This window comes from Variovorax sp. ZS18.2.2 (assembly GCF_024701975.1).
GTDB lineage: Bacteria > Pseudomonadota > Gammaproteobacteria > Burkholderiales > Burkholderiaceae_C > Variovorax.
In genome coordinates this window covers 1,954,206-1,972,772 of the sequence record NZ_JANLNM010000001.1, presented here as the reverse complement: position 1 = coordinate 1,972,772, position 18,567 = coordinate 1,954,206, and the positions used below count along the sequence as shown (strand labels likewise).

The 18,567-nt window shown below is 68.7% G+C and carries 22 protein-coding genes; 16 read left to right on the top strand and 6 right to left on the bottom strand.

All coding sequences use genetic code 11. The annotated features are described in order from the left end of the window. Positions 1–15 precede the first annotated feature (15 nt). The 3 genes from NU688_RS09285 to NU688_RS09275 are packed head-to-tail and all read left to right on the top strand — an operon-like array spanning position 16 to position 1,577. The gene (locus NU688_RS09285; protein WP_257860249.1) at positions 16–522 is read left to right on the top strand and encodes a prepilin-type N-terminal cleavage/methylation domain-containing protein; all 507 of its coding nucleotides are present in this window, start codon (positions 16–18) and stop codon (positions 520–522) included. A gap of 3 nt (positions 523–525) precedes the next feature. Then, complete coding sequence (gene gspI / locus NU688_RS09280) at positions 526–897, top strand: type II secretion system minor pseudopilin GspI (protein WP_257860248.1); 372 nt, start codon at positions 526–528, stop codon at positions 895–897. Further along, on the top strand, positions 894–1,577 hold the full coding sequence (locus NU688_RS09275; RefSeq protein ID WP_257860247.1) for a type II secretion system protein J: 684 nt from the start codon (positions 894–896) through the stop codon (positions 1,575–1,577). Before gspI ends, NU688_RS09275 begins: the two co-directional genes overlap by 4 nt. 23 nt (positions 1,578–1,600) lie before the next feature. Here the strand turns inward: NU688_RS09275 and NU688_RS09270 are convergent, their stop codons facing one another. Then, entirely contained in the window at positions 1,601–1,957 is a 357-nt protein-coding gene (locus tag NU688_RS09270; RefSeq protein WP_257860246.1) for a hypothetical protein, read from the bottom strand. Between the two features lie 312 nt (positions 1,958–2,269). On the opposite strand from NU688_RS09270, the gene NU688_RS09265 reads away from it, so the two are divergent. The 10 genes from NU688_RS09265 (at position 2,270) to NU688_RS09220 (ending at position 11,803) form a co-directional block, all read left to right on the top strand. Beyond that, a complete protein-coding gene (locus tag NU688_RS09265) occupies positions 2,270–3,916 on the top strand; it encodes a ShlB/FhaC/HecB family hemolysin secretion/activation protein (RefSeq protein WP_308340289.1) in 1,647 nt (548 codons plus the stop codon). Between the two features lie 60 nt (positions 3,917–3,976). Continuing rightward, complete coding sequence (locus NU688_RS09260; protein WP_257860244.1) at positions 3,977–5,782, top strand: DUF2341 domain-containing protein; 1,806 nt, start codon at positions 3,977–3,979, stop codon at positions 5,780–5,782. A 20-nt stretch (positions 5,783–5,802) separates the two neighbouring features. Continuing rightward, positions 5,803–6,216 carry a biopolymer transporter ExbD gene (locus tag NU688_RS09255; RefSeq protein WP_206173739.1) on the top strand — a complete coding sequence of 138 codons (414 nt, stop codon included), beginning with the start codon at positions 5,803–5,805 and terminating at the stop codon, positions 6,214–6,216. A gap of 10 nt (positions 6,217–6,226) precedes the next feature. Further along, complete coding sequence (locus tag NU688_RS09250) at positions 6,227–6,958, top strand: hypothetical protein (RefSeq protein ID WP_257860243.1); 732 nt, start codon at positions 6,227–6,229, stop codon at positions 6,956–6,958. A 53-nt stretch (positions 6,959–7,011) separates the two neighbouring features. Continuing rightward, positions 7,012–8,808 (top strand): putative porin, encoded by a 1,797-nt coding sequence (locus NU688_RS09245; RefSeq protein WP_257860242.1) that lies wholly within the window; start codon positions 7,012–7,014, stop codon positions 8,806–8,808. 10 nt (positions 8,809–8,818) lie between these two features. Beyond that, entirely contained in the window at positions 8,819–9,589 is a 771-nt protein-coding gene (locus NU688_RS09240) for a hypothetical protein (protein WP_257860241.1), read from the top strand. Then, on the top strand, positions 9,586–10,527 hold the full coding sequence (locus NU688_RS09235) for a peptidylprolyl isomerase (RefSeq protein ID WP_257860240.1): 942 nt from the start codon (positions 9,586–9,588) through the stop codon (positions 10,525–10,527). The genes NU688_RS09240 and NU688_RS09235 overlap by 4 nt, the downstream gene beginning before the upstream one ends. Positions 10,528–10,563: 36 nt before the next feature. After that, a complete protein-coding gene (locus NU688_RS09230) occupies positions 10,564–11,106 on the top strand; it encodes a YbjN domain-containing protein (protein WP_257860239.1) in 543 nt (180 codons plus the stop codon). 26 nt (positions 11,107–11,132) lie between these two features. Then, positions 11,133–11,366 carry a hypothetical protein gene (locus tag NU688_RS09225; protein WP_257860238.1) on the top strand — a complete coding sequence of 78 codons (234 nt, stop codon included), beginning with the start codon at positions 11,133–11,135 and terminating at the stop codon, positions 11,364–11,366. 89 nt (positions 11,367–11,455) lie between these two features. Next, positions 11,456–11,803, top strand: coding sequence for a GFA family protein (locus NU688_RS09220; protein ID WP_257860237.1), 348 nt, complete (start codon positions 11,456–11,458; stop codon positions 11,801–11,803). A gap of 35 nt (positions 11,804–11,838) precedes the next feature. On the opposite strand, the gene NU688_RS09215 is transcribed toward NU688_RS09220, so the two are convergent. From NU688_RS09215 to NU688_RS09205, 3 genes are read right to left on the bottom strand one after another with little or no spacing between them, the layout of a single operon-like run. Continuing rightward, positions 11,839–12,600, bottom strand: coding sequence for a substrate-binding domain-containing protein (locus tag NU688_RS09215; protein WP_257860236.1), 762 nt, complete (start codon positions 12,598–12,600; stop codon positions 11,839–11,841). Between the two features lie 10 nt (positions 12,601–12,610). Beyond that, positions 12,611–13,486: an alpha/beta hydrolase gene (locus NU688_RS09210; protein WP_257860235.1), complete on the bottom strand. Its 876-nt coding sequence runs from the start codon at positions 13,484–13,486 to the stop codon at positions 12,611–12,613. Positions 13,487–13,525: 39 nt separating this feature from the next. Next, positions 13,526–14,428, bottom strand: a complete 903-nt coding sequence (locus tag NU688_RS09205; protein WP_257860234.1) for a LysR family transcriptional regulator — start codon at positions 14,426–14,428, stop codon at positions 13,526–13,528. A gap of 117 nt (positions 14,429–14,545) precedes the next feature. Between NU688_RS09205 and NU688_RS09200 the strand changes: the two genes are divergently transcribed. Beyond that, on the top strand, positions 14,546–15,559 hold the full coding sequence (locus NU688_RS09200; RefSeq protein WP_257860233.1) for a zinc-dependent alcohol dehydrogenase family protein: 1,014 nt from the start codon (positions 14,546–14,548) through the stop codon (positions 15,557–15,559). Positions 15,560–15,574: 15 nt separating this feature from the next. On the opposite strand, the gene NU688_RS09195 is transcribed toward NU688_RS09200, so the two are convergent. After that, positions 15,575–16,651, bottom strand: coding sequence for an MBL fold metallo-hydrolase (locus NU688_RS09195; protein WP_257860232.1), 1,077 nt, complete (start codon positions 16,649–16,651; stop codon positions 15,575–15,577). Between the two features lie 84 nt (positions 16,652–16,735). Further along, complete coding sequence (locus NU688_RS09190; RefSeq protein WP_257860231.1) at positions 16,736–17,629, bottom strand: CsgG/HfaB family protein; 894 nt, start codon at positions 17,627–17,629, stop codon at positions 16,736–16,738. 318 nt (positions 17,630–17,947) lie between these two features. On the opposite strand from NU688_RS09190, the gene NU688_RS09185 reads away from it, so the two are divergent. Both NU688_RS09185 and NU688_RS09180 read left to right on the top strand, forming a co-directional pair. After that, positions 17,948–18,166 (top strand): hypothetical protein, encoded by a 219-nt coding sequence (locus NU688_RS09185; protein ID WP_257860230.1) that lies wholly within the window; start codon positions 17,948–17,950, stop codon positions 18,164–18,166. A gap of 36 nt (positions 18,167–18,202) precedes the next feature. Then, positions 18,203–18,520 carry a YnfA family protein gene (locus NU688_RS09180; protein ID WP_257860228.1) on the top strand — a complete coding sequence of 106 codons (318 nt, stop codon included), beginning with the start codon at positions 18,203–18,205 and terminating at the stop codon, positions 18,518–18,520. The last annotated feature ends 47 nt before the right edge of the window (positions 18,521–18,567 follow it).

The window sequence follows — 18,567 nt, the reverse complement described above, 5'->3', positions numbered from 1 at the left end:
CCGGACCCGCGCGAGATGAAGGCGTGCCTGCCACCGCGAACCACCGCCGCGCACGCGTGCGGCTTCTCGCTGATCGAGCTGATGATCGTGATGGTCATCATCGGCATCGCGACCGCGGCGATCAGCCTGGGCATCGCGCCCGACCCCGCGCAGGAGCTGCGCCGCGACGCGAACGAGCTGGTGCGCCGCTTCGCGGTCGCGCAGAACGAAGTGCGTGTCGACGGGCGCGTCATTGCCTGGCAGGCCGATGGCGATGGCTACCGCTTCGCACGCGGCACCTGGCAGACGGTGCCCGGCAGCAACGTACCGACGGTATCGACGCTGGGCACGCTCGACACCTTTGCGCGCGACGACATCTTGGCCCCGAGGGCCTGGCGTGTGGGGCCGGTGGAGGTGGTGCCCGCCGGGGCGGTACTGCTCACGTCCGAGCCCATCGGCGCGAACTGGCAGCTGGTGTTGCGCCATGGCAATGCCGCGGTGACCGTGCTGCGCGATGCCGCAGGCGGCTATGAGGTCCGCTAGGCCATGCGCTCGCGTGCCACGGGCTTCACGCTCATCGAAGTGTTGATGGCGCTCACCATCGTCAGCATCGCGCTCGCGGCGATCGTGCGCGCGTCGAGCCTTACCATCACCAACCTCGGCATGCTGGAGCAGCAGTCGCTCGCGATGCTGTCCGCGGAGAACAGCCTGGCGGAGCTGCGCATGGGACAGGGACCGGCGGGCCCGGGCGTGGTGCGCAGCCCTTGCCCGCAAGGCAGCGTGCGGCTGGTCTGCCGGCTCGAAGCGAGTGCCGCCGTCGATGGGCTGCGCCTCGTGACGGTGGATGTCTATCTCGCGGACGACGGCGACCGGCGCCTCGCCTCGCTGCAGACGCGCATGCCGGGGGGCGGTAGATGAGGCGGCGGCCGCAGGCGGGTTTCACGCTGGTCGAGGTGATGATCGCCATCACGATCATGGCCGTGCTCAGCGTGATGGCCTGGCGCGGCCTCGACGGCGTGACCCGCGCCAACAGCATGCTCGAGGAGCGCACCGAAGGCATTGCCCTGTTGCTGCGTGCGCTCGACCAGCTGGATCGCGACATCGCCTTGCGTGCCACCACCGAGCTGGGGTCGCGCGAGATCGATGCATTGCAGGCCGCCGCCGATGCGGGGACCGATGCGGCAGGCGCGAAAACCGCGGCGCCGCCGGCGGCCGCCGAGTTGCTGCCGCCCGCGTTGCAGGTGCGCCGGCAGACCAGCCTGCCGTTCTTCATGGAGATCATCCGTGCCGCGCCCGCCGCGCCCGGCCAGTGGCAGCGCGTGCAATGGTGGCAGCGCGGCAACGTGCTCTACCGTGCCGCGGGCGCGGCGTCGGCTTCGTATCCCTTGCCTGCGCCGGACGATGCCGCGCGCGTCGTGGTGCTGAACGACGTGGCCGCGTCGCACATCCGCGCCTGGGAGCCGGGGCAGGGATGGCGCAACCTGCCGACGGTTGCACCCGCGCGCGCGGGTGCAACGGGGCTGGAGCTCGCGTTCGATGTGCAGGCGGCCGGCAGCGGAAGCATCCAGACTTTCCGCCGCGTCATTCCGCTGGATTGATGCCGCTCTCGGGGCTGCGGAAATCAGCGCCGGTTGATCAGCGGCGAAGCCGGTGGCACCGGCGGCGGCCGCTGCGGATGGACCGAGGTGCCGAAGGTGTTGCCCATGCGATGCCCGGTCGCCGCGCGGTTGAACAGGCCGAGCTGGTTCGAAGGCCGCTGCGCGATGGCTTCGGAGGCCATGCCGGGTTGCGCATCGTCGGGTCCGCGTGCCGGGGCCTTGGGCTGCAGCTTCTGAGTGAGGCAGTCATACGAAGGTGCGCGTTCGCCGTTGACGGTGACTTCCACGCAGTTGCCGCCCGTCGCCTCCTGCGCGATGGCCGCGCCGCAGAGGCCGCATGCCAGCAGTGCCGCGATGCCATGCAAAAAGATCGTGCGCATATTCGTTTTCTCCTCCGTCGTGCGAAACACCTGATCGTCGTGCAGGCGAGCCCGGCAGTCTAGGCAGCACGCAAGTCATTGCAAAGACGAAGCACTAACAGAAAGAGGCCTCTTTTCATGCAGAGGTCCTTCTTCTTAAGTGCGCAAAACCACCCGCCGCCAATTTCTCGATGAAGTTTTCGTGACAAACGACAGTCGCCGTGCGCGCCGCGCGTCTAGATATCCGTACGCAGCAGCGACATGAAGGCTCTCCATCATGAACTCGCTGCCACGCGAGCTTCATCCTTGAGAACCGAGCTGTAAATGCATGACATGAAGAAGAAAGGCCCACCGGCGCGCTGGAGAGCGGTGTGGCTGGCCACGATGGCGATGGGCGCCCAGGGAGCGGCCCTCGCGCAGGCGCCCGCGGCCGAACCTGCACCGGCCGCGGCGGCAACGGCGACCACGGCGGCAACGCCCGAGCCCGCGCGCAAGGTCGACATCAACGAATACATCGTGCGCGGCAACACCGTGCTCGACGCGCGCGCCATCGAGAAAGCCGTCACGCCCTTTCTCGGCCCCGAGCGCACGCTGAAAGACGTGGAGAGCGCACGCGATGCGTTGCTCGCGGCCTACCAGGCGGCGGGCTACCAGTCGGTGTACGTCGACCTGCCCGAGCAGCAGGTGACGCAGGGCGTGGTGTTCCTGCAGGTCAACGAAACCCGCGTGGGCCGCGTGCGCGTGGTGGGCGCCGAATACAACTCGCCGCTCGACGTGCGCGACCAGGTGCCCGCGCTGAAGGAGGGCGGTGTGCCCAACTTCAACGCGGCGCAGTCCGAGCTCTCCGCGCTCAACCGCGGCCCCAAGCGGCAGGTGATGCCGCTGGTGCGTCAGGGCAGCATGCCGGGCACGATGGACGTCGACCTCAAGGTCGAGGACTCGAGCCCGTGGCGCGCGAGCGTCGGCCTCAACAACGACTACAGCGCCGACACGCGCAAGCTGCGTGCGTCCGCATCGCTCGGGCACGACAACCTCTGGCAGCTGGGCCACAGCGCTTCCATCAGCTTCTTCGGCGCGCCGCAGGACCTGAGCCAGACCAAGGTGATCTCCGCCTCCTATACAGCGCCGTTCGCAGGCACCAACTGGAGCGTGGAGGCCAACGCCTTCGTGTCCGACAGCAACGTGGCCACGGTGGGCGGCACCGACGTGCTGGGCAAGGGCAATTCCTTCGGCCTGAAGGCGACCTACACCGTGCCGAATGCCGGCAACTGGTGGCATGCGTTCAGCTTCGGCCTCGACCTCAAGAACAACAAGGAAGCGCTGACGCTCAAGGGCAGCGGCGACACCGTGCCGCTGAAGTACGCGCCGATCACGCTCTCGTACTCGGGCTTCCGCCAGACGGAGAAGAGCCAGTACGGCGTGGGCATCTCGCTGGTGGTGGGCACCAGCAGCTCGTTCAAGTACGGCAGCGACGAGGTCGAGTTCGACTACAAGCGCTACAAGTCCACGCCGCGGTTCATGGTGCTGAAGACCGACCTCAACGGCACGCACAACTTCGACGGCGGCTCGCAGCTTTCTTTCCGCTTCAACGGGCAACTGGCCGACTCGCCGCTGGTGTCGAGCGAGCAGATCGCCGCCGGCGGCATGAACTCGGTGCGCGGCTATCTCTCGGCCGAGGCCACCGGCGACTACGGCGTGGTCGGCTCGGTGGAGCTGCGCAGCCAGCCGCTCACCTACCTTGGCAGCGCGGTGGAGAACTGGCGCGTCTATGCCTTCGCCGATGCGGCGCGGCTGCGCCTGAAGAACCCGCTGGCCGAGCAGAACGACCGCTTCTCGCTGTACTCGCTGGGCGTCGGCACCAGCTTCAAGGTCGGGCAGTACCTGGCCGGCCGCGTCGACATCGGCTACCCGCTCACGGACGGACCGCGCACGAAGAAGCACGACCCGCGGGTGAATTTCAGCCTTACCGCGAATTACTGATCCGCACGGCGCCCAGTGTTCTTTCATTTTTTTCCTACGAGTTTTCCGGAGACCCCTGTCATGCGACGAATTCTTCTCATCGTTCTCACGCTGCTGAGCACGCTCCTGCCGGGCCTGGCGCACGCCTGGTGGCAGGCCGAGTGGTCCTACCGCAAGCCCGTCACCATCGACGGCGGTCCGCAGGCGGGCGCCATCGGCAGCGATGCCGGTCGCGTGCCGGTGCTGGTGCGCCTGCACACGGGCAACTTCAAGTTCGAAGGCGTGAGCGAAACCGGCGCCGACCTGCGCTTCGTCGCGGCCGACGACAAGACGGTGCTCAACCACCAGATCGAGCAGTTCGATCCGCTGCTGGGCATGGCGCTGATCTGGGTCGACGTGCCCAACGTCTCGGCCGGCACGCCGCAGAAGCTGTGGATGTACTACGGCAACCCGAAGGCGCCCGCGTCGGGCAACGGCCAGCGCAGCTTCGACCCCGACTACACGCTGGTCTATCACTTCGCCGAAGGCGCGGTGCCGCCGCGCGACACCACCGCCTACGGCAACAACGGCCAGACCTCGGCGGTGCCGGTCGAAGGCACGGTCATCGGCAAGGGCGCACAGCTCGGAACCGCTCCGCTGATGCTGCCCGCCACGCCGTCGCTCGCCGTGCAGGCCGGCGGTACGCTGACTTTTTCCGCCTGGGTGAAGCCCGACCAGCTCGGCGCGCGCCAGGCGATCTATGCGCGCCGCGACGGCGCTGGCGAGCTCGTGGTCGGCATCGACCAGGGCGTGCCCTTCGTGCAGGTCAACGGCCAGCGCAGCACGCCGGGCCAGCCGGTGCAGGCCGGCCAGTGGTCGCACATCGCGGTGAAGGCCGAGGGCGAGAACGTGGCGCTGTATGTGGGTGGGCGTCCCGCGGTGTCGCTCGCGGCGAAGCTGCCGGCGCTGAACACGGCCGCCGCCATCGGTGCCGACGTGCCGGCCGGCGCAGCCGTCGCGCAGGGCGTACAAGCTCCCGCGGGCTTCGCGCCGTTCACCGGTGCCATCGACGAGGTGCGCCTCTCGAAGGTCGCGCGCGCCGATGCCTTGCTGTTGGCCGATGCCGTGTCGCAGGGCGCCGAATCGCGCCTCACCGTCTTCGGTGCCGACGAGCAGCAGGCCGGCAAGAGCCACTTCGGCTTCATCCTCGCCGCGATGCCGCTGGACGCGTGGGTCGTCGTGGGCCTGCTGGGCCTGATGATGGTCCTGTCGTGGGCCATCATGATCGGCAAGGGCCGCAGCTACGGCGCCACCTCGCGCGCCAACGGCATCTTCATCGAGCACTTCCGCGAGGCCGCGGGCGCACCGCTCGACCGCCTGGCCGTGAGCAACAGCGTGCCGGAAGACGTGCGCGCCGATTCGTCGCTGTGGCGCCTGTACGAAGTGGCCATCGACGAGATGCGCCGCCGCCATGACCGCGGCTACGACCTGAGCGCTGTGTCCAACGCCACCATCGGCGCGATCCGCGCCGCCATGGACGGCGTGATGGTGCGCGAGACCGAGCGCATGTCCAAGCGCATGAACTGGCTCTCCACCACCATCGAAGGCGCGCCTTACGTGGGCCTCTTCGGCACGGTGATCGGGATCATGCTGGTGTTCGTCGTCGCGGCCATGGCCGGCGCGGTGGACATCAACTCGGTGGCGCCCGGCATGGCGGCTGCGCTCCTGTGTACCGCCGCGGGCCTGGGCGTCGCGATTCCCGCGCTCTTTGGCTACAACTGGCTCGCCTCGCGCTCGGACGCCATCGGCGCCGACATGGCGGTGTTCGTCGACGAGTTCGTCACGCGTCTGGCGGAAGAGCAGGGCGAAGGCCGCTCCTTGCCGCATGCCGTGGTCAAGCGCGCCTGAGCGGCGGAGAACAGCACGCCATGGCAAACACCGCAGCCAAGTTCGGCACCCGCAAGCGCGCGGGCGGCATCAACATCACGCCCTTCGTCGACGTGCTGCTGGTGGTGCTGGTGATCTTCATCCTCACCAGCAACGCCAGCATTCCCGGCATCAAGGTCGACCTGCCGAAGGCCAGCGCCTCGGTGGCGCTGGAGAAGCCCAAGACCAAGGCCATCACCATCGACAACGCGGGCAACGTCTTTCTCGACGCCTATCCCGTGACGCTGCCGGAGCTCGAGGAGCGCCTGCGCACCGAGAAGGCGCTGTCGCCCGACTTCCCCGTGATCGTGCGCGGCGATGCCAGCGTGCAGTACGCGAAGGTGATCGACGTGCTCGACCTGCTGCGCCGCATCGAGCTGAACCAGATCGGCCTCGTGACCGGCAAGCAGAAGTGAGGAACGCAGAGTGAATCCTCGCGACCCGACTTCTGCTTTCGCGCGCGCGGGCGCAAAGAGAAGGCCGACAGGGCTGTGGCGCCGCTGGGGTGGTGTGGTCATCGGCCTGGCGATCTTCGCCGCGCTGGTGGCGCTGGTGTGGCACCTGCTGACCGACACCGCGAGCACCCGGCGCGTGGTGGCCGACGCGCCGATGCTGATGCTGCCGCCGCCACCCCCACCGCCGCCCGAGCCCGAGAAGCTGCCCGAACCCGAGCCGGAAAAGATCAAGCCCGTGACCGAGCCCGAACCCAAGCCGGTCGAGCCGCTCGAGCCGCCCAAGGACGACACCCCGCCCAGCCCCTCGAAGGACCTGGGCGACCCGGTGACCATGGACAGCGCCGGCCAGGCCGGCAACGACGCCTTCGGCATCCAGGCCGGCAGCGGCGGTGGCATGAGCGGTACCGGTGCCGGCGGCGGCCTGGGCAGCGGCTCGTATGCGCGCTACGTGTCGAGCATGTTGCAGCAGGCGCTGTCGCGTGATCCGCGCACCCGCCAGCTGGTGTTCGACGACATCCAGATCGACCTGTGGCTCGGCGCCGACGGCAAGACCACGCGTGCGCAACTGGTGCGCGGCACCGGCGCGAACGACATCGACGAAGCGGTGCTCGCCATGGTGCGCGCGCTCGACCGCATCGACGAGAAGCCACCGGCCTCGCTGCGCTTTCCGATGCGCGTGTCCATGAAGGGGCGCCGGCCATGACCACCACCCGTGCCGAAGCCCTGCCTGTTCCATTCAATCCTGTGAACGAAGCGATGAACCATCTCCAAAACATCCAGCGCCGGGGCGCCATGCCGACCCTGCGTCAATGCGCGCTCGCGGCGGCCGTGGCCTCCGTGTTCGCCTTCGCGGCCGGCAACGCCGCAGCCCAGGCCGCGCCCGCGTCCGGCGAGACCGCCATGGTCAAGCTGATCCGCGGCCTGATCCAGAGCGGCACGCTCGCCAAGGACGTGGGCGAGGCACTGCTCGCGCAGGCCCAGACCGAGGCCCTTGCGGCGCAGCAGACGCAGCAGCGCCTGGCCGCCTCGGCCACCGCGGCGTCGGCCAGCGCGGCTGGTGGCGTGCGGCTGGAGGCGGGCGACGTGCGCGTGCCCTACATCTCGCAGACCGTGCGCGACCAGATCCGCGACGAGATCAAGGCCCAGGTCATGGCCCAGGCCCAGACCGAAGGCTGGGCCGCGCCCAACGAAACGCCCGAGTGGAGCAAGCGCATCCGCGTGGAAGGCGACGTGCGCGTGCGCAACGAATCGCGCAGCTATGCGAGCAACAACAGCAACATCGAGATCAACTGGGCCGAGCTCAACAAGGGCACCGGCTACGACGTCAACCCGAACACCAACCTCGCGCTGCCGTCGATCCTCAACACGCTCAAGAGCCGCCGCAACGTGTTCCGCGCCCGTGCGCGGCTGGGCGTGTTCGCCGACCTCTCAGAGGACACCAAGGCCGGCGTGCGCCTGGCCTCGGGCAGCGACGAGAGCCCGGTTTCGACCACGCAGACGCTGGGCGGGGGCCTCAGCAAGAAGAGCGTGTGGCTCGACCAGATGTGGATCTCGCACAAGCCGGTCGACTGGCTCACCGTGACGGCGGGCCGCTTCGGCAACCCCTTCATGTCGACCGACGTGCTGTTTTCGAACGACCTGAACTTCGACGGCATCGCCGCGCAGTTCGAGAAGAAGCTCGCCTCCAATCGCGACCTCACGCTGTTCGGCACGCTCGGCTTGATTCCGCTCGAATACTCCTCGGACAACGCGCCCAACCGCACCCAGGCCGAGTTCAAGGCCAAGAGCGAGAACAAATGGCTGTTCGGCGCGCAGGTGGGCGCCGACTGGAAGATCGACGAGGACAACCGCCTGCGGGGCGCGCTCGCGTACTACAACTTCCGCAACATCAGCGGCCAGGTGTCGCAGCCCTGTGCGCTGTATGCCGGCGCCGACGGCTGCAGCACCGACTGGTCGCGCCCGGCCTTCATGCAGAAGGGCAACACGCTCATGCTGCTGCGCGACATCTCGCTCGATCCGCTCAATCCGGCCGGCACGCCGCAGCCGCAGTACGTGGGCCTGGCCTCGCAGTTCCGCCTGATCGACCTGAACCTGCGCTGGGACACGCAGGTGGCCGGCAACAACCTGCGCCTGGACGCGAACTTCGTGCGCAACACCGCCTACGACGCGAACGACATCTGGCGGCGCGCAGGCACCCGCAGCACCATCCTGAACAACTTCGGCCCCACCGGCGGTACCAGCCAGGCCGACTTCAAGAGCGGCGGCAATGCCTACATGCTGCAGGCCACCTACGGCAAGCCGGCACCGGCGGCACGCGGCGACTGGAACGTGCTGGCGGGCTACAAGCGCATCGAGCCCGATGCGCTGCCGGACGGCTACAACGACTCGACCTTCCATGGCGGCGGCACCAATGCGCGCGGCTACTTCCTGGGCGGCTCGTACGCGATCGACAAGAACATGTGGTTCACCGGCCGCTGGCTCTCGACCCGCGAGGTCTTCGGACCGCCGCTGTCGATCGACACCCTGCAGCTCGAATTCAATGCGCGTTTCTAAGGGAGCCGCCGTGTCCAGAAAAATACTTCCGGCGCTGATGCTGGTCTCACTGGCCACGCTGGCCGCCACGGCCGGCGTGTCCCATGCCCAGCAGCCGCCGCAACAGGGCCAGAGCATGGAAGAGCGGCTGCGCGCGCAGTTGCGCATCACCACCACGCAGCTGCAGCAGGCGCAGAACGAACTGGCTGCGCTGAAGGCGGGGCAGCCTGCGGGCGCACCTGCCGCACCGGCGGGCGCAGCGCCGGCCGGCAAGTCCGAACTCGATGCGCTCAAGAAGGAGCTGGCGCAGAGCCAGCAACAACTCGCCGCCGAACGCCATGCGCGGGCGCAGGCCAGCGCGGGCGGCGAGCAATTGCGCCAGCAAGCCCAGGCCACGAGCGAGAAGGCGACGGCGCAGGTCGCGCAGTTCCGCGGCGCCTACGACGACCTGCTGAAGATGGCGCGCATCGCAGAGGCCGAGCGCCAGCGGCTCGCCACCGAGGCGACCACGCAGCGCACCGCGCTGACCCAGTGCGAGGCCAAGAACGCGCAGCTCTACGCCGTGGGGCAGGAGATCCTGCGCGCCTACGAAACGGTGGACCTGGGCAGCGTGCTGGCCTCGCGCCAGCCGTTTGCCGCGCAGAGCCGCGTCAAGTTCGAGCAGATCGCGCAGCAGTACGGCGACAAGCTGTACGAAGGCAAGTTCGACGCGCGCGCGGTGAATGCACCGGCGCCGGCGAAACCGGCGGATGCAGCACCCGCCACACCTGCCGCACCCGCATCAGGAGAGCAGAAGCAATGACGAAACACCACATGAAATACGCGGCACTCGCGCAACGGCTGCGCGCCGCCTGCGGCGTGCTGCTGGTCTCGTCGGTCGGCGTGGCCGCCGCGCAGGCGCCCGCACCCGGCAACGCCGTGGTGGCGCGCATGGGCGAGGTCACGGTGGGCCAGGACGAGGTCGAGAAACTGCTGCAGGCGCTGCCCGAGGCGGAGCGCGCGGCCGTCAAGGCTGACCGTGCGAGCCTGGACGGGTGGCTGCGCCAGCGGCTGTTGAGCGAAGCGCTGCTGCGCGATGCACGCGGCAAGGGCTGGGCCGACCGGCCCGAGGTGAAGGCGAAGGTCGACGCGGCCGTGCGCGAGGCCGCCCTGCGCGTGGTGGCTGCGAGCTACCTCGAATCGGTGAGCCAGGTGCCGGCCGGCTATCCGTCGGATGCGGAAGTGAAGGCCGCCTACGAACAGGGCAAGGCCAACTTCAACCTGCCCGCCGGCTACCGTGTGGCGCAGATCTTCCTGGCCACGCCCGACCGCGATGCAGCCGCCATCGGCAAGGTGCGGGAAGAGGCGGGCAGGCTCGCCCGCCAGGCGCGCACCGGCGACTTCGCTGCCGTGGCGCGCGCCAGTTCGCAAGACAAGCGCACGGCCGAGCGCGGCGGCGAAGTGGAGGCCCTGCCGCTGGCCCGCATGCTCCCCGAGCTGCGCGACACGGTGGCCACGCTGAAGCCCGGCCAGGTGAGCGAGCCGGTGCAGGCACAGGCCGGCTTCCACGTCGTGAAGCTGCTCGACACGCAGCCCGCGCGCACCGCCACGCTCGACGAGATGAAGCCGCAGTTGCAGCTCGCACTGCGCCAGCAACGGCAGCAGCAGCTCGTGCAGGCCTATCTCGCGCAGCTCGCGCCGGCGACTCAATTGAGCATCGACGGCGCCGCGCTGGACGCGGCGCTCAAGAAGACGAACTGAACGCGAACCGAACAATTTCTCAACAGGGGCAGACACATGAACAACACAACGACCAACACCGAAGCCAACGACGCCGCCGCAGCGGCGCAGCACCTCGAACTGCTGGACGCCGTCACGCCCGAGCAGGTGTCCGACGCCATCAAGGCCGCGGGCGCCGCCGTGACCACCATCGAGCAGAACGGCGTGGTGCGCCTGCACAGCGCGAGCCACGGCGTCGGCTTCCAGGTGCTGTGGGGCAACCCGGTCACGACCACGCAGTACACCGACTTCACGCTGAGCTGTCCGCTGCATGTGCAGGGCGGCACGCTGCCCGAGGCCGTGCTGGCCTCGTGGCACCGCACCAAGCGCTTCGCGCGCGTGGCGCAGCACGGCGACCTCGTGGTGCTGGAGATGGACGTGGTGGTCGCCGGCGGCGTGAGTCCCGCGTACCTCGCGTTTGCGATGCGGCTGTGGATGCAGATGATGGGCGAGTTCTTCCTGCACCTGCGCAACTACGGTCCGGCCGCGGAAACCCGCGGCGATGCGGCGAACGGCGGGGCCGTTGGAGAAGCCGCGCGGGGTGTTCCCGCCGCTGCCTGAGCGTGGCGGGAACGCGTCGAATCGCGATGCCTGCCAACGCCCGACCCGGCCCGTCGATCGACGACCACGAAGCGCCGGTGGTCCGCGCCATCCATGCCACAGAGCGCCAGGCGCAGCGGGCGCGGCGCGCCGAGATCGCGCGCCAGCGGCAACGCTCGGCGCTGGTCGATCTGCTTGCGCAGACGATGGAGGAGCTTCATATCTCGATGTCGGAGCTCAATGCGGCGCGGCGCGCGCGCGAGGAATCAAAGGCGAAGTGAGGACGGGGCCGTAGCGTGGCCGCGCGCGCTTGCCATGCGTTCGGCCGGCTGCCATCCTTGGCGCCCCTATCCTGCAGGAGACACACACGATGAAGTACGAAGGAAGCTGCCACTGCGGCCGCGTGAAGTTCGAGGCCGAGGGCGAGATCGCCTCGGCCATGGCTTGCAACTGCTCCATGTGCCAGCGCAGAGGGTCGCTGCTGTGGTTCGTGCCGCGCGACGCGATGCACCTGCTCACGCCCGAAGAGAACGCAAAGACCTACCTGTTCAACAAGCACGCGATCAGGCATCGCTTCTGCCCGAACTGCGGCATCCAGCCGTACAGCGAGGCAACCAATCCGAAGGGCGAGCCGATGGCGGCCATCAACGTGCGCTGCATCGAAGGCATCGACCTGCAGGCCGTGCCGGTCACGCACTTCGATGGCCGGTCGCGATGAACTGACCGAAGCAGCCCGCCGTCAGCGGCCTCGGGTCAAGGCCCTTCCATGCCCTTTTGCCTGAGCACTTCGCGCGCCTCGGGGCTGCCGAGCAGCGCGAGAAAGGCCCGTGCCGCCGCCGGGTCGCGTGCCGCGACGGCCACGGCGCCGGCATACACCGTGTAGTTCTGGATCTCGGCGGGGATCGGGCCGACCAGGGCGGCACCCGGCACCGCGAGGATCTCGCTGATCTGGTGGATGGCGATGTCGGCCCTGCCGTCGACCACGCGCTGCGCCACCAGCCCGCCGGGCACCAGCACCGCCTTGGCCTGGATCTGCGGCGCGATGCCCATCGTGGCGAACAACTGCGAGAGGTACACGCCGCTGGAGCCGCCCGCCGCCGGATCGATGTAGGCCACGGCGCGCGCGGCCAGCAATGCCTGCCGGAACGCAGCCACGCTGCCGATGTCGGGTGCCGGCGCGCCCTCTTTGACCGCGACACCGATGCCGACGCGTGCCAGCCGCGCCGACGTGGCGGCATCCACCTTGCCGGCCTTGGCCAACTGATCGAGCGCGGCCGGCGTCAGCACCACCACGTCGAAAGCCTCGCCATCGCCGATGCGGCGCTGCAGCGCGCCGGCGGTGTCGTTGTCGATGACCAGCCGATGGCCCGTGCGTTGCTCGAAGGCCGGCGCCAAGGCCGCGACCACCGGCTTGAATGCGCCGGCGGTCAGCACCTTGAGTTCTGCCGCCGACACGCTGCTGCACAAAGCCAGGAGGGCGAGGGTGGAGGCGATGATCGTTCGGAGGTTTCGCATTTTTTTCGATTCAGCGAGTGGATGACACGACGCGCGCAATCCACGCCAGCAGCACGGCCACGACTTCATCGCGGTTGGTCTCGTTCAGCGTCTCGTGGCGCGCGCCGCCGAACACATGGCACGACACATCGCGCAGGCCCGCCTCCCGGTAACGCTGCACCAGCGGGTAGAACCATTCGGCCTTGTTGCTGACCGGGTCCTCGTCGCCGATGAAGAGGTACAGAGGCAGCTCGGGCCGGATGCGCGATTGCATCGCGGTGGGCGTGAGTTCAGCGAGGTCCGCGAACATGGAACCCAGGCCCTCGGTCGAGACCGTGAACCCGCACAACGGATCGGCGATGTACTTGTCGACCTGCGCCGGGTCGCGGCTGAGCCAGTCGAACGGGGTGCGCACATCGGGCAGCGCGGCGTTCATGTCTTCGAGGCGGAATCCGCTCTGCAACGCGGCGCCCAGCAGGTCGAGGGCCGCGGTGCCCGAGAGCACCGCGCCGGACAGCAGCTCGCTGTGCCGCACCAGGTAGTACTGCGTGGCGAAGGAGCCCATGCTGTGGCCGACGAGTAGCAATGGCAGGCCGGGGTGCGCGGCGCGCGCATGCCGGCTCAGCAGCGCCATGTCGTCCACGAGGCCGGCGAATCCGCGTGGACCGAATTCGCCGAGCTCGCCGCGTTCAGAGGCGCGCTTGCCATGGCCGCGGTGCTCGTTTGCGTAGACGACGTAGCCGGCATGCGTGAGTGCCTCCGCGAGCGGGCGGTAACGCAGCGAATGCTCGCCCATGCCGTGCGCCAGCTGGACGATGGCGCGCGGTGCGGCGCCTTGCCATCGGTGGGCTTCCACCGTGTAGCCGTCGTTGGCGGTCAGCTCGAAGTTTGTCTCGGTGCTCGGCATGCGGTGTCCTCCGGGAGAGTTAAGGGAAGGGTTGCGATCCTAGTCGTTGAAGGCCCGCAGCATCGCCTTGCGCAGCCACGTCTCCGCCGAGTCCTTGTCCGTCACCGCGCGCCAGGCCAGCTTGATCTGGTAGTCGGGGCTTTCGAACGGCAGGGCCTCATGGCGAAGGCCGCCTTGCGCCGACAGCGCCAGCGCCACGTGCTCGGGCACCGTGGCCAGCAGGTCGGTGCCGGCCAGCACGGCGGGCAGGCTGCCGAACTGCGGTACCGAAAAAGCCACGTCGCGCTGGCGTCCCATTTCGCCGAGCGTTTCGTCGACGGTGCCGCACAGGTCGCCCGCGTAGGTCACGAGCACGTGGCGGCGGCGACAGTAGTCGTCGAGCGAGAGTTTTCCGGGCACGGCATCGGCGCGCAGCATGGCGAAGCGCACCGTGCGGACCTTGCGCACCTTGGCGTCGGCGGGCAGGTCCTTCAGGAAAGACATCACCGCGCTGACCTCTCCCTGCTCCAGGTAGCTCATGGCGTTGCGGTAGCAGACCGTGAGCGTCACCAGCTTGGCGCGGGGCACTTCGGCGCTCAAGGCGCGCAGCAGCCGCGGCAGCATCGCGATCTGCAGGTCGTCGGTCAGGCCGATGCGGAACACCGGCGCGGCGCGGGCCGGTTCGAAGTCGGCTTGCGCGCGGAAGGTGGCCTCGATCTGTTCGAGTGCGGGGGCGAGGCCCTGCATCAATGCCAGCGCGCGCTCGGTCGGCTCCATCGTGCGGCCCTGGCGCACCAGCAGCGGATCGCCGGTGAGTTCGCGCAGCCGTGCGAGCGCATGGCTCACCGCGGGCTGGCCGAGGTTCAGCCGCTCCGCGGCGCGGCTGACGTGGCGCTCGCGCATGAGCGCGGCCAGCACGGTGAGCAGGTTCAGGTCGATGCGGTTGAGTTCGACGGGTTTCATCGGTGGTCCTGGCGTTATCGATTGCGCGCATAGCGAATATCCGGCGAATCGATTTCTTTGATTGTCCTGCGGCCTCTAGATTGATGCCATCGGTCATTCAAGAAGAAGGAGTTTTTCATGAGCAAGATGGTTCGCTTCCACACGTTCGGCGGCGCCGAGGTCCTGAAGGTCGAGGAGGTCGCGACGCCGGCACCCGGCGCTGGCGAAGTGCGCATCGCGGTGCAGGCCATCGGCCTGAACCGGGCCGATGCGCTGTGGCGCGAGAACCTGTATGTCGAAGACGCGACGTTGCCGGCCGGGCTGGGCAACGAGGCTGCCGGTGTCATCGAGGCGGTGGGTGCGGGCGTCGAGGGGCTGAAGGTAGGGGACAGGGTCGCGGTGCTGCCGGGTGCGGGCCAAGGCCGGTATCCCACCTACGGCGAAGACATCCTTCTGCCGGCGGCGCACGTGGTGCGGTATCCCGGCAACCTGTCGGCCGCGCAAGCCGCGGGCGCCTACATGGCCTACCTCACGGGCTACTTCCCGATGTTCGAGATGGCGCAGTTGAAGCGCGGTCAGACGATGCTCGTCACCGGGGCTTCATCGGGCACCGGTATCGCCGCGCTGCAGATGGCGCGCGCGGTGGACATCGTCGCCATCGCGGTTACGCGCACGGCTGCCAAGCGGGATGCGCTGCGCGAGGCGGGTGCGACGCATGTGGTCGTGACAGACGATGAAGACGTGGTCGAGCGCGTGATGAAGCTCACCGATGGCCGCGGCGTCGACCTGGTGTACGACGGCGTGGGCGGCGCGCAGGTCGAACGGCTCGGCGACCTGGTCGCGCACCGCGGCTGGTACGTGCTGTATGGCCTCTCGGGTGGCGCGGAATTCAAGTACCCGGTGATCGCGCAGTTCCGCAAGAGCTGGCGCTTCCACGTCTACAAGGTGCTGGAGCACACCGGCGCGGCCACGATGGGATTGCCGCGCGACGAGGTTGCGCTCGGCCGCGCACTGGCCTTCATCGACGCAGGCCTCGCCGACGGCACGCTGCAGGTGCGCATCGACCGGGCCTTCGCGCTCGACGACGTGGTGCAGGCCCACCGCTACCTGGAGCGCGCGGGGCACATCGGCAAGGTCGTGCTCACCGTCTGACCGTCAGGCCTGCGGTCAGACGGCGGATATCGATCGATACCGGGCCACACCATCCCCGGCGATGTCGCACGCGATCTCGCCGCGGTGCAGCAGGTAGTTGAGGCAGGCGAGGCTTTCGCCGGTCGCCATGCCCAGCAGTTGCACGTCGGACTCGGCGATGCTGCGCGCGAAGAGGCTCGCGAACACATCGACCGCGCGCTTGGGCGTCTTCAACGTATTGCGCAACCGGTCGAGCGAGCGCTCCTGTCCCTGCTGCAGCCGGTCGATGCGCGCATGCAGGCCACGGAAGCATTCGTTGTGCGAGGGCAGAACGAGCACGTCGTCGGGCACTTCGCGCCTGAGCTTGGCGAGCGAGGAGAGCCAGTCGGCCATCGGGTCGGCATCGGGCTCGATGGGCGAGACCGAGACGTTCGACGAGATGCGCGGCAGGATCTGGTCGCCCGAGATCAGCAGCTTGAGGTCGGGGCAGTACAGGCACGCGTGCTCGGGCGAATGGCCGTTGCCGGTGACGATGCGCCAATCGTGCGCGCCGATGCGCAGCACCTCGCCGTCGCGAAGCCGCCGGAAGCTGTCGGGCAGCGGATGGATGTGCTTGCCGAAATTGCCGAAGCGCGTGCGGTAGGTCTCGATGGCGGCATCGCTCCAGCCGGCGCGGCGGTAGAAGGCGATGGCATCGTCCGGCGCCTCGCGTCCGGTGTCGGACACCATCACGCGGCACATGAGGTATTCGGAGCGGGTCATCCACAGCCGCACGCCGAACTTGCGCGTGAGCCAGCCGGCCATGCCCACGTGGTCGGGGTGCATGTGCGTCACGAAGACGCGGGTGAGGCCGCGCGTGTCCGGCGAATTGGCGAAGAGCTCGCGCCAGACAGCTACCGTTTCCTCGGTGCGCACGCCGGTGTCCACGACGGCCCAGCCGGCGCCGTCGTCGAGCGCCCACAGGTTGATGTGATCGAGCGAGTAGGGCAGCGGCATCCGGATCCAGTGCACGCCCGTGGCGACTTCGATCGACTTGCCGCGTGGCGGAAGCTCCGCGAAAGGGTAGATGAGCTTGCCCTTGGCTGCTTCCGCCGTCTCTTCCAAACCGTCCATCGTGTTTCACCTCCAGAGGGGTGAATTGTGGACCTGGCCGCAATCCGGGCCGGGCCTCGTCCCGAGGACGATGGACCGCCGCGCTTACTTGCGGCGCGTGCGGGGGGCGCCCGGCACCGAGGTTTGCGAAGGCGCGGCACCGCCGTCCACGCCCAACCGGCCACCGCCGCCCAGGCCTTGGCCACGCACCGTCTGCGCCTTGTAGTTGCGCAGCGACCGGACCATCTGGTTGAAGGCGTCCATGAAGGCTGCGGCAATCACCTTGCCCTGCGGCGTGCGCGTGTAGCCGCCGATGCCGCCCGCGGCAGAGACGCCACCCAGGCCGGCGAAGCCCGCGAAGTCGGTCTTGGAGGCGCTGCCTTCGGCGGCGGCCACCTGCACGCCGGAGCGGTTGTCGATGAGGGTCAGGAGCGCGCTGGCTTCCTTGGTCTGCAGGCTGGCGCCGATGCTGGCAATGGCACGGCCGCGGCCGCCGCCCACCAGGCCGCCGAGCGCGCCGCCAAGGCCGCCGGCGTCGTTGTTGCTGAACACGATCTCGGGCGACAGGCCGTAGTCGGAAGCTACCATCTGGCCGCGGCCGAAGTTGCTGCCGCCGCGCATTTCGCCGGACTGCATCAGCGCGCGCTCGCGCGTCATGGCGTTCATGCCAGCGCCGCCGCGCTCGACCACCACGAAGCAGTTCGATTGCTGCACCAGCAGGCGCAGCAGGTTGGCGGTGGGCGGGAGCTTGTATTCACCGGTGAGGACGGTGTACCAGCCGGCGTCGACGTTCTCGATGAGAGAGACGGTGCCCAGCGGCGAATCGCAGCGTTCGAGCGCGCTGCTTTCACCGGAGGTGGCCGAACCGGCGGCGCTGCCCGTGGCCACGGTCTTGGCCGACTGGCTGCCCATTTGCATGTCGGTGGTCGCGCAGCCGGAGAGAACCAGCACGCCGGCAAGAACGCTTGCGCTTGCGAAGGAGAATTTGGAAGAAGCCATGTCCGGATCCAGAGAGGTAAGAGTGAAGAGGCGCCCCAGCGGGAGACGCCACTCATCGGATACCGAAGTGGGACCGCATGGCCTGTCTGACCTCCCCCGATTCGTCGCGCCGCCAGCGACCGCGCGACGATACGACCTGGAGAGTCGGCATGCCAGTGCCGAAAGTCATGGTCTGCGCGCGGCGAAGCGGGCGAGATTATTACCCGGTACGGGGCCCGTGGGCAGAGGGCAACAAGCTCCCCGGAACGGGCAGGGGGATGGCCCTCGGCAGGGCGCGAGGGCCGTTACAGTCGGGCCTTCATCACGAGGAGTTTTCAGATGGCAACCACCAAGAAGAATGTCGTTGGCGAAGCAGCAGCGGAACTGACCCGCCAACAGGTCGCGCAGGCCCTGGCCATCGCCGGCGCCTCGAATTTCAGCGGCGCATCCGATCCGTCCTTCGTCGGCTCCATCCTGGTGGCCCTGGCCGTCAACACCAACTCCGTCAGTGCGACCATCGACAACGCGAAGGGGCGCACCCCCGTCGTCCAGCACTGACCGACGCTCGGCGTCGGCGGCCCTTCAAGTCGCGCGATGCGGACTTTTCTTTTCTACGTCGCGACGGCGCTTGCCGAGATCGTCGGCTGCTATCTGCCGTATCTCTGGCTCAAGCAGGGGCGCTCGGCCTGGCTGCTGGTGCCTGCCGCGATCAGCCTCGCCGTGTTTGCATGGTTGCTGACCCTTCATGCCACGGCCGCCGGCCGCGTCTACGCGGCATACGGCGGGGTGTACATCGGCGTGGCCATCGCGTGGCTCTGGGCGGTGGATGGCATCAGGCCCACGCCCTGGGACATGGCGGGCGTTGCGGTCTGCCTCGTCGGAATGGGGCTCATCGCCTTCCAGCCGAGGTAGGCAGCGGGCGCTGAGCGGGTGGCCTGAGTTCCAACGGATCGCTTCGT

What these genes read in the sequence shown, in the direction of transcription:
- NU688_RS09210 (WP_257860235.1), bottom strand. Translation starts at nt 13,486, where the DNA reads ATGCCGAGCACCGAGACAAACTTCGAGCTGACCGCCAACGACGGCTAC.
- NU688_RS09235 (WP_257860240.1), top strand. Translation starts at nt 9,586, where the DNA reads ATGACGAAACACCACATGAAATACGCGGCACTCGCGCAACGGCTGCGC.
- NU688_RS09255 (WP_206173739.1), top strand. Translation starts at nt 5,803, where the DNA reads ATGGCAAACACCGCAGCCAAGTTCGGCACCCGCAAGCGCGCGGGCGGC.
- NU688_RS09185 (WP_257860230.1), top strand. Translation starts at nt 17,948, where the DNA reads ATGGCAACCACCAAGAAGAATGTCGTTGGCGAAGCAGCAGCGGAACTG.
- NU688_RS09230 (WP_257860239.1), top strand. Translation starts at nt 10,564, where the DNA reads ATGAACAACACAACGACCAACACCGAAGCCAACGACGCCGCCGCAGCG.
- NU688_RS09200 (WP_257860233.1), top strand. Translation starts at nt 14,546, where the DNA reads ATGAGCAAGATGGTTCGCTTCCACACGTTCGGCGGCGCCGAGGTCCTG.
- NU688_RS09260 (WP_257860244.1), top strand. Translation starts at nt 3,977, where the DNA reads ATGCGACGAATTCTTCTCATCGTTCTCACGCTGCTGAGCACGCTCCTG.
- NU688_RS09190 (WP_257860231.1), bottom strand. Translation starts at nt 17,629, where the DNA reads ATGGCTTCTTCCAAATTCTCCTTCGCAAGCGCAAGCGTTCTTGCCGGC.
- NU688_RS09225 (WP_257860238.1), top strand. Translation starts at nt 11,133, where the DNA reads ATGCCTGCCAACGCCCGACCCGGCCCGTCGATCGACGACCACGAAGCG.
- NU688_RS09265 (WP_308340289.1), top strand. Translation starts at nt 2,270, where the DNA reads ATGAAGAAGAAAGGCCCACCGGCGCGCTGGAGAGCGGTGTGGCTGGCC.
- NU688_RS09215 (WP_257860236.1), bottom strand. Translation starts at nt 12,600, where the DNA reads ATGCGAAACCTCCGAACGATCATCGCCTCCACCCTCGCCCTCCTGGCT.
- NU688_RS09275 (WP_257860247.1), top strand. Translation starts at nt 894, where the DNA reads ATGAGGCGGCGGCCGCAGGCGGGTTTCACGCTGGTCGAGGTGATGATC.
- NU688_RS09180 (WP_257860228.1), top strand. Translation starts at nt 18,203, where the DNA reads ATGCGGACTTTTCTTTTCTACGTCGCGACGGCGCTTGCCGAGATCGTC.
- NU688_RS09220 (WP_257860237.1), top strand. Translation starts at nt 11,456, where the DNA reads ATGAAGTACGAAGGAAGCTGCCACTGCGGCCGCGTGAAGTTCGAGGCC.
- NU688_RS09270 (WP_257860246.1), bottom strand. Translation starts at nt 1,957, where the DNA reads ATGCGCACGATCTTTTTGCATGGCATCGCGGCACTGCTGGCATGCGGC.
- NU688_RS09285 (WP_257860249.1), top strand. Translation starts at nt 16, where the DNA reads ATGAAGGCGTGCCTGCCACCGCGAACCACCGCCGCGCACGCGTGCGGC.
- NU688_RS09245 (WP_257860242.1), top strand. Translation starts at nt 7,012, where the DNA reads ATGAACCATCTCCAAAACATCCAGCGCCGGGGCGCCATGCCGACCCTG.
- gspI (WP_257860248.1), top strand. Translation starts at nt 526, where the DNA reads ATGCGCTCGCGTGCCACGGGCTTCACGCTCATCGAAGTGTTGATGGCG.
- NU688_RS09205 (WP_257860234.1), bottom strand. Translation starts at nt 14,428, where the DNA reads ATGAAACCCGTCGAACTCAACCGCATCGACCTGAACCTGCTCACCGTG.
- NU688_RS09195 (WP_257860232.1), bottom strand. Translation starts at nt 16,651, where the DNA reads ATGGACGGTTTGGAAGAGACGGCGGAAGCAGCCAAGGGCAAGCTCATC.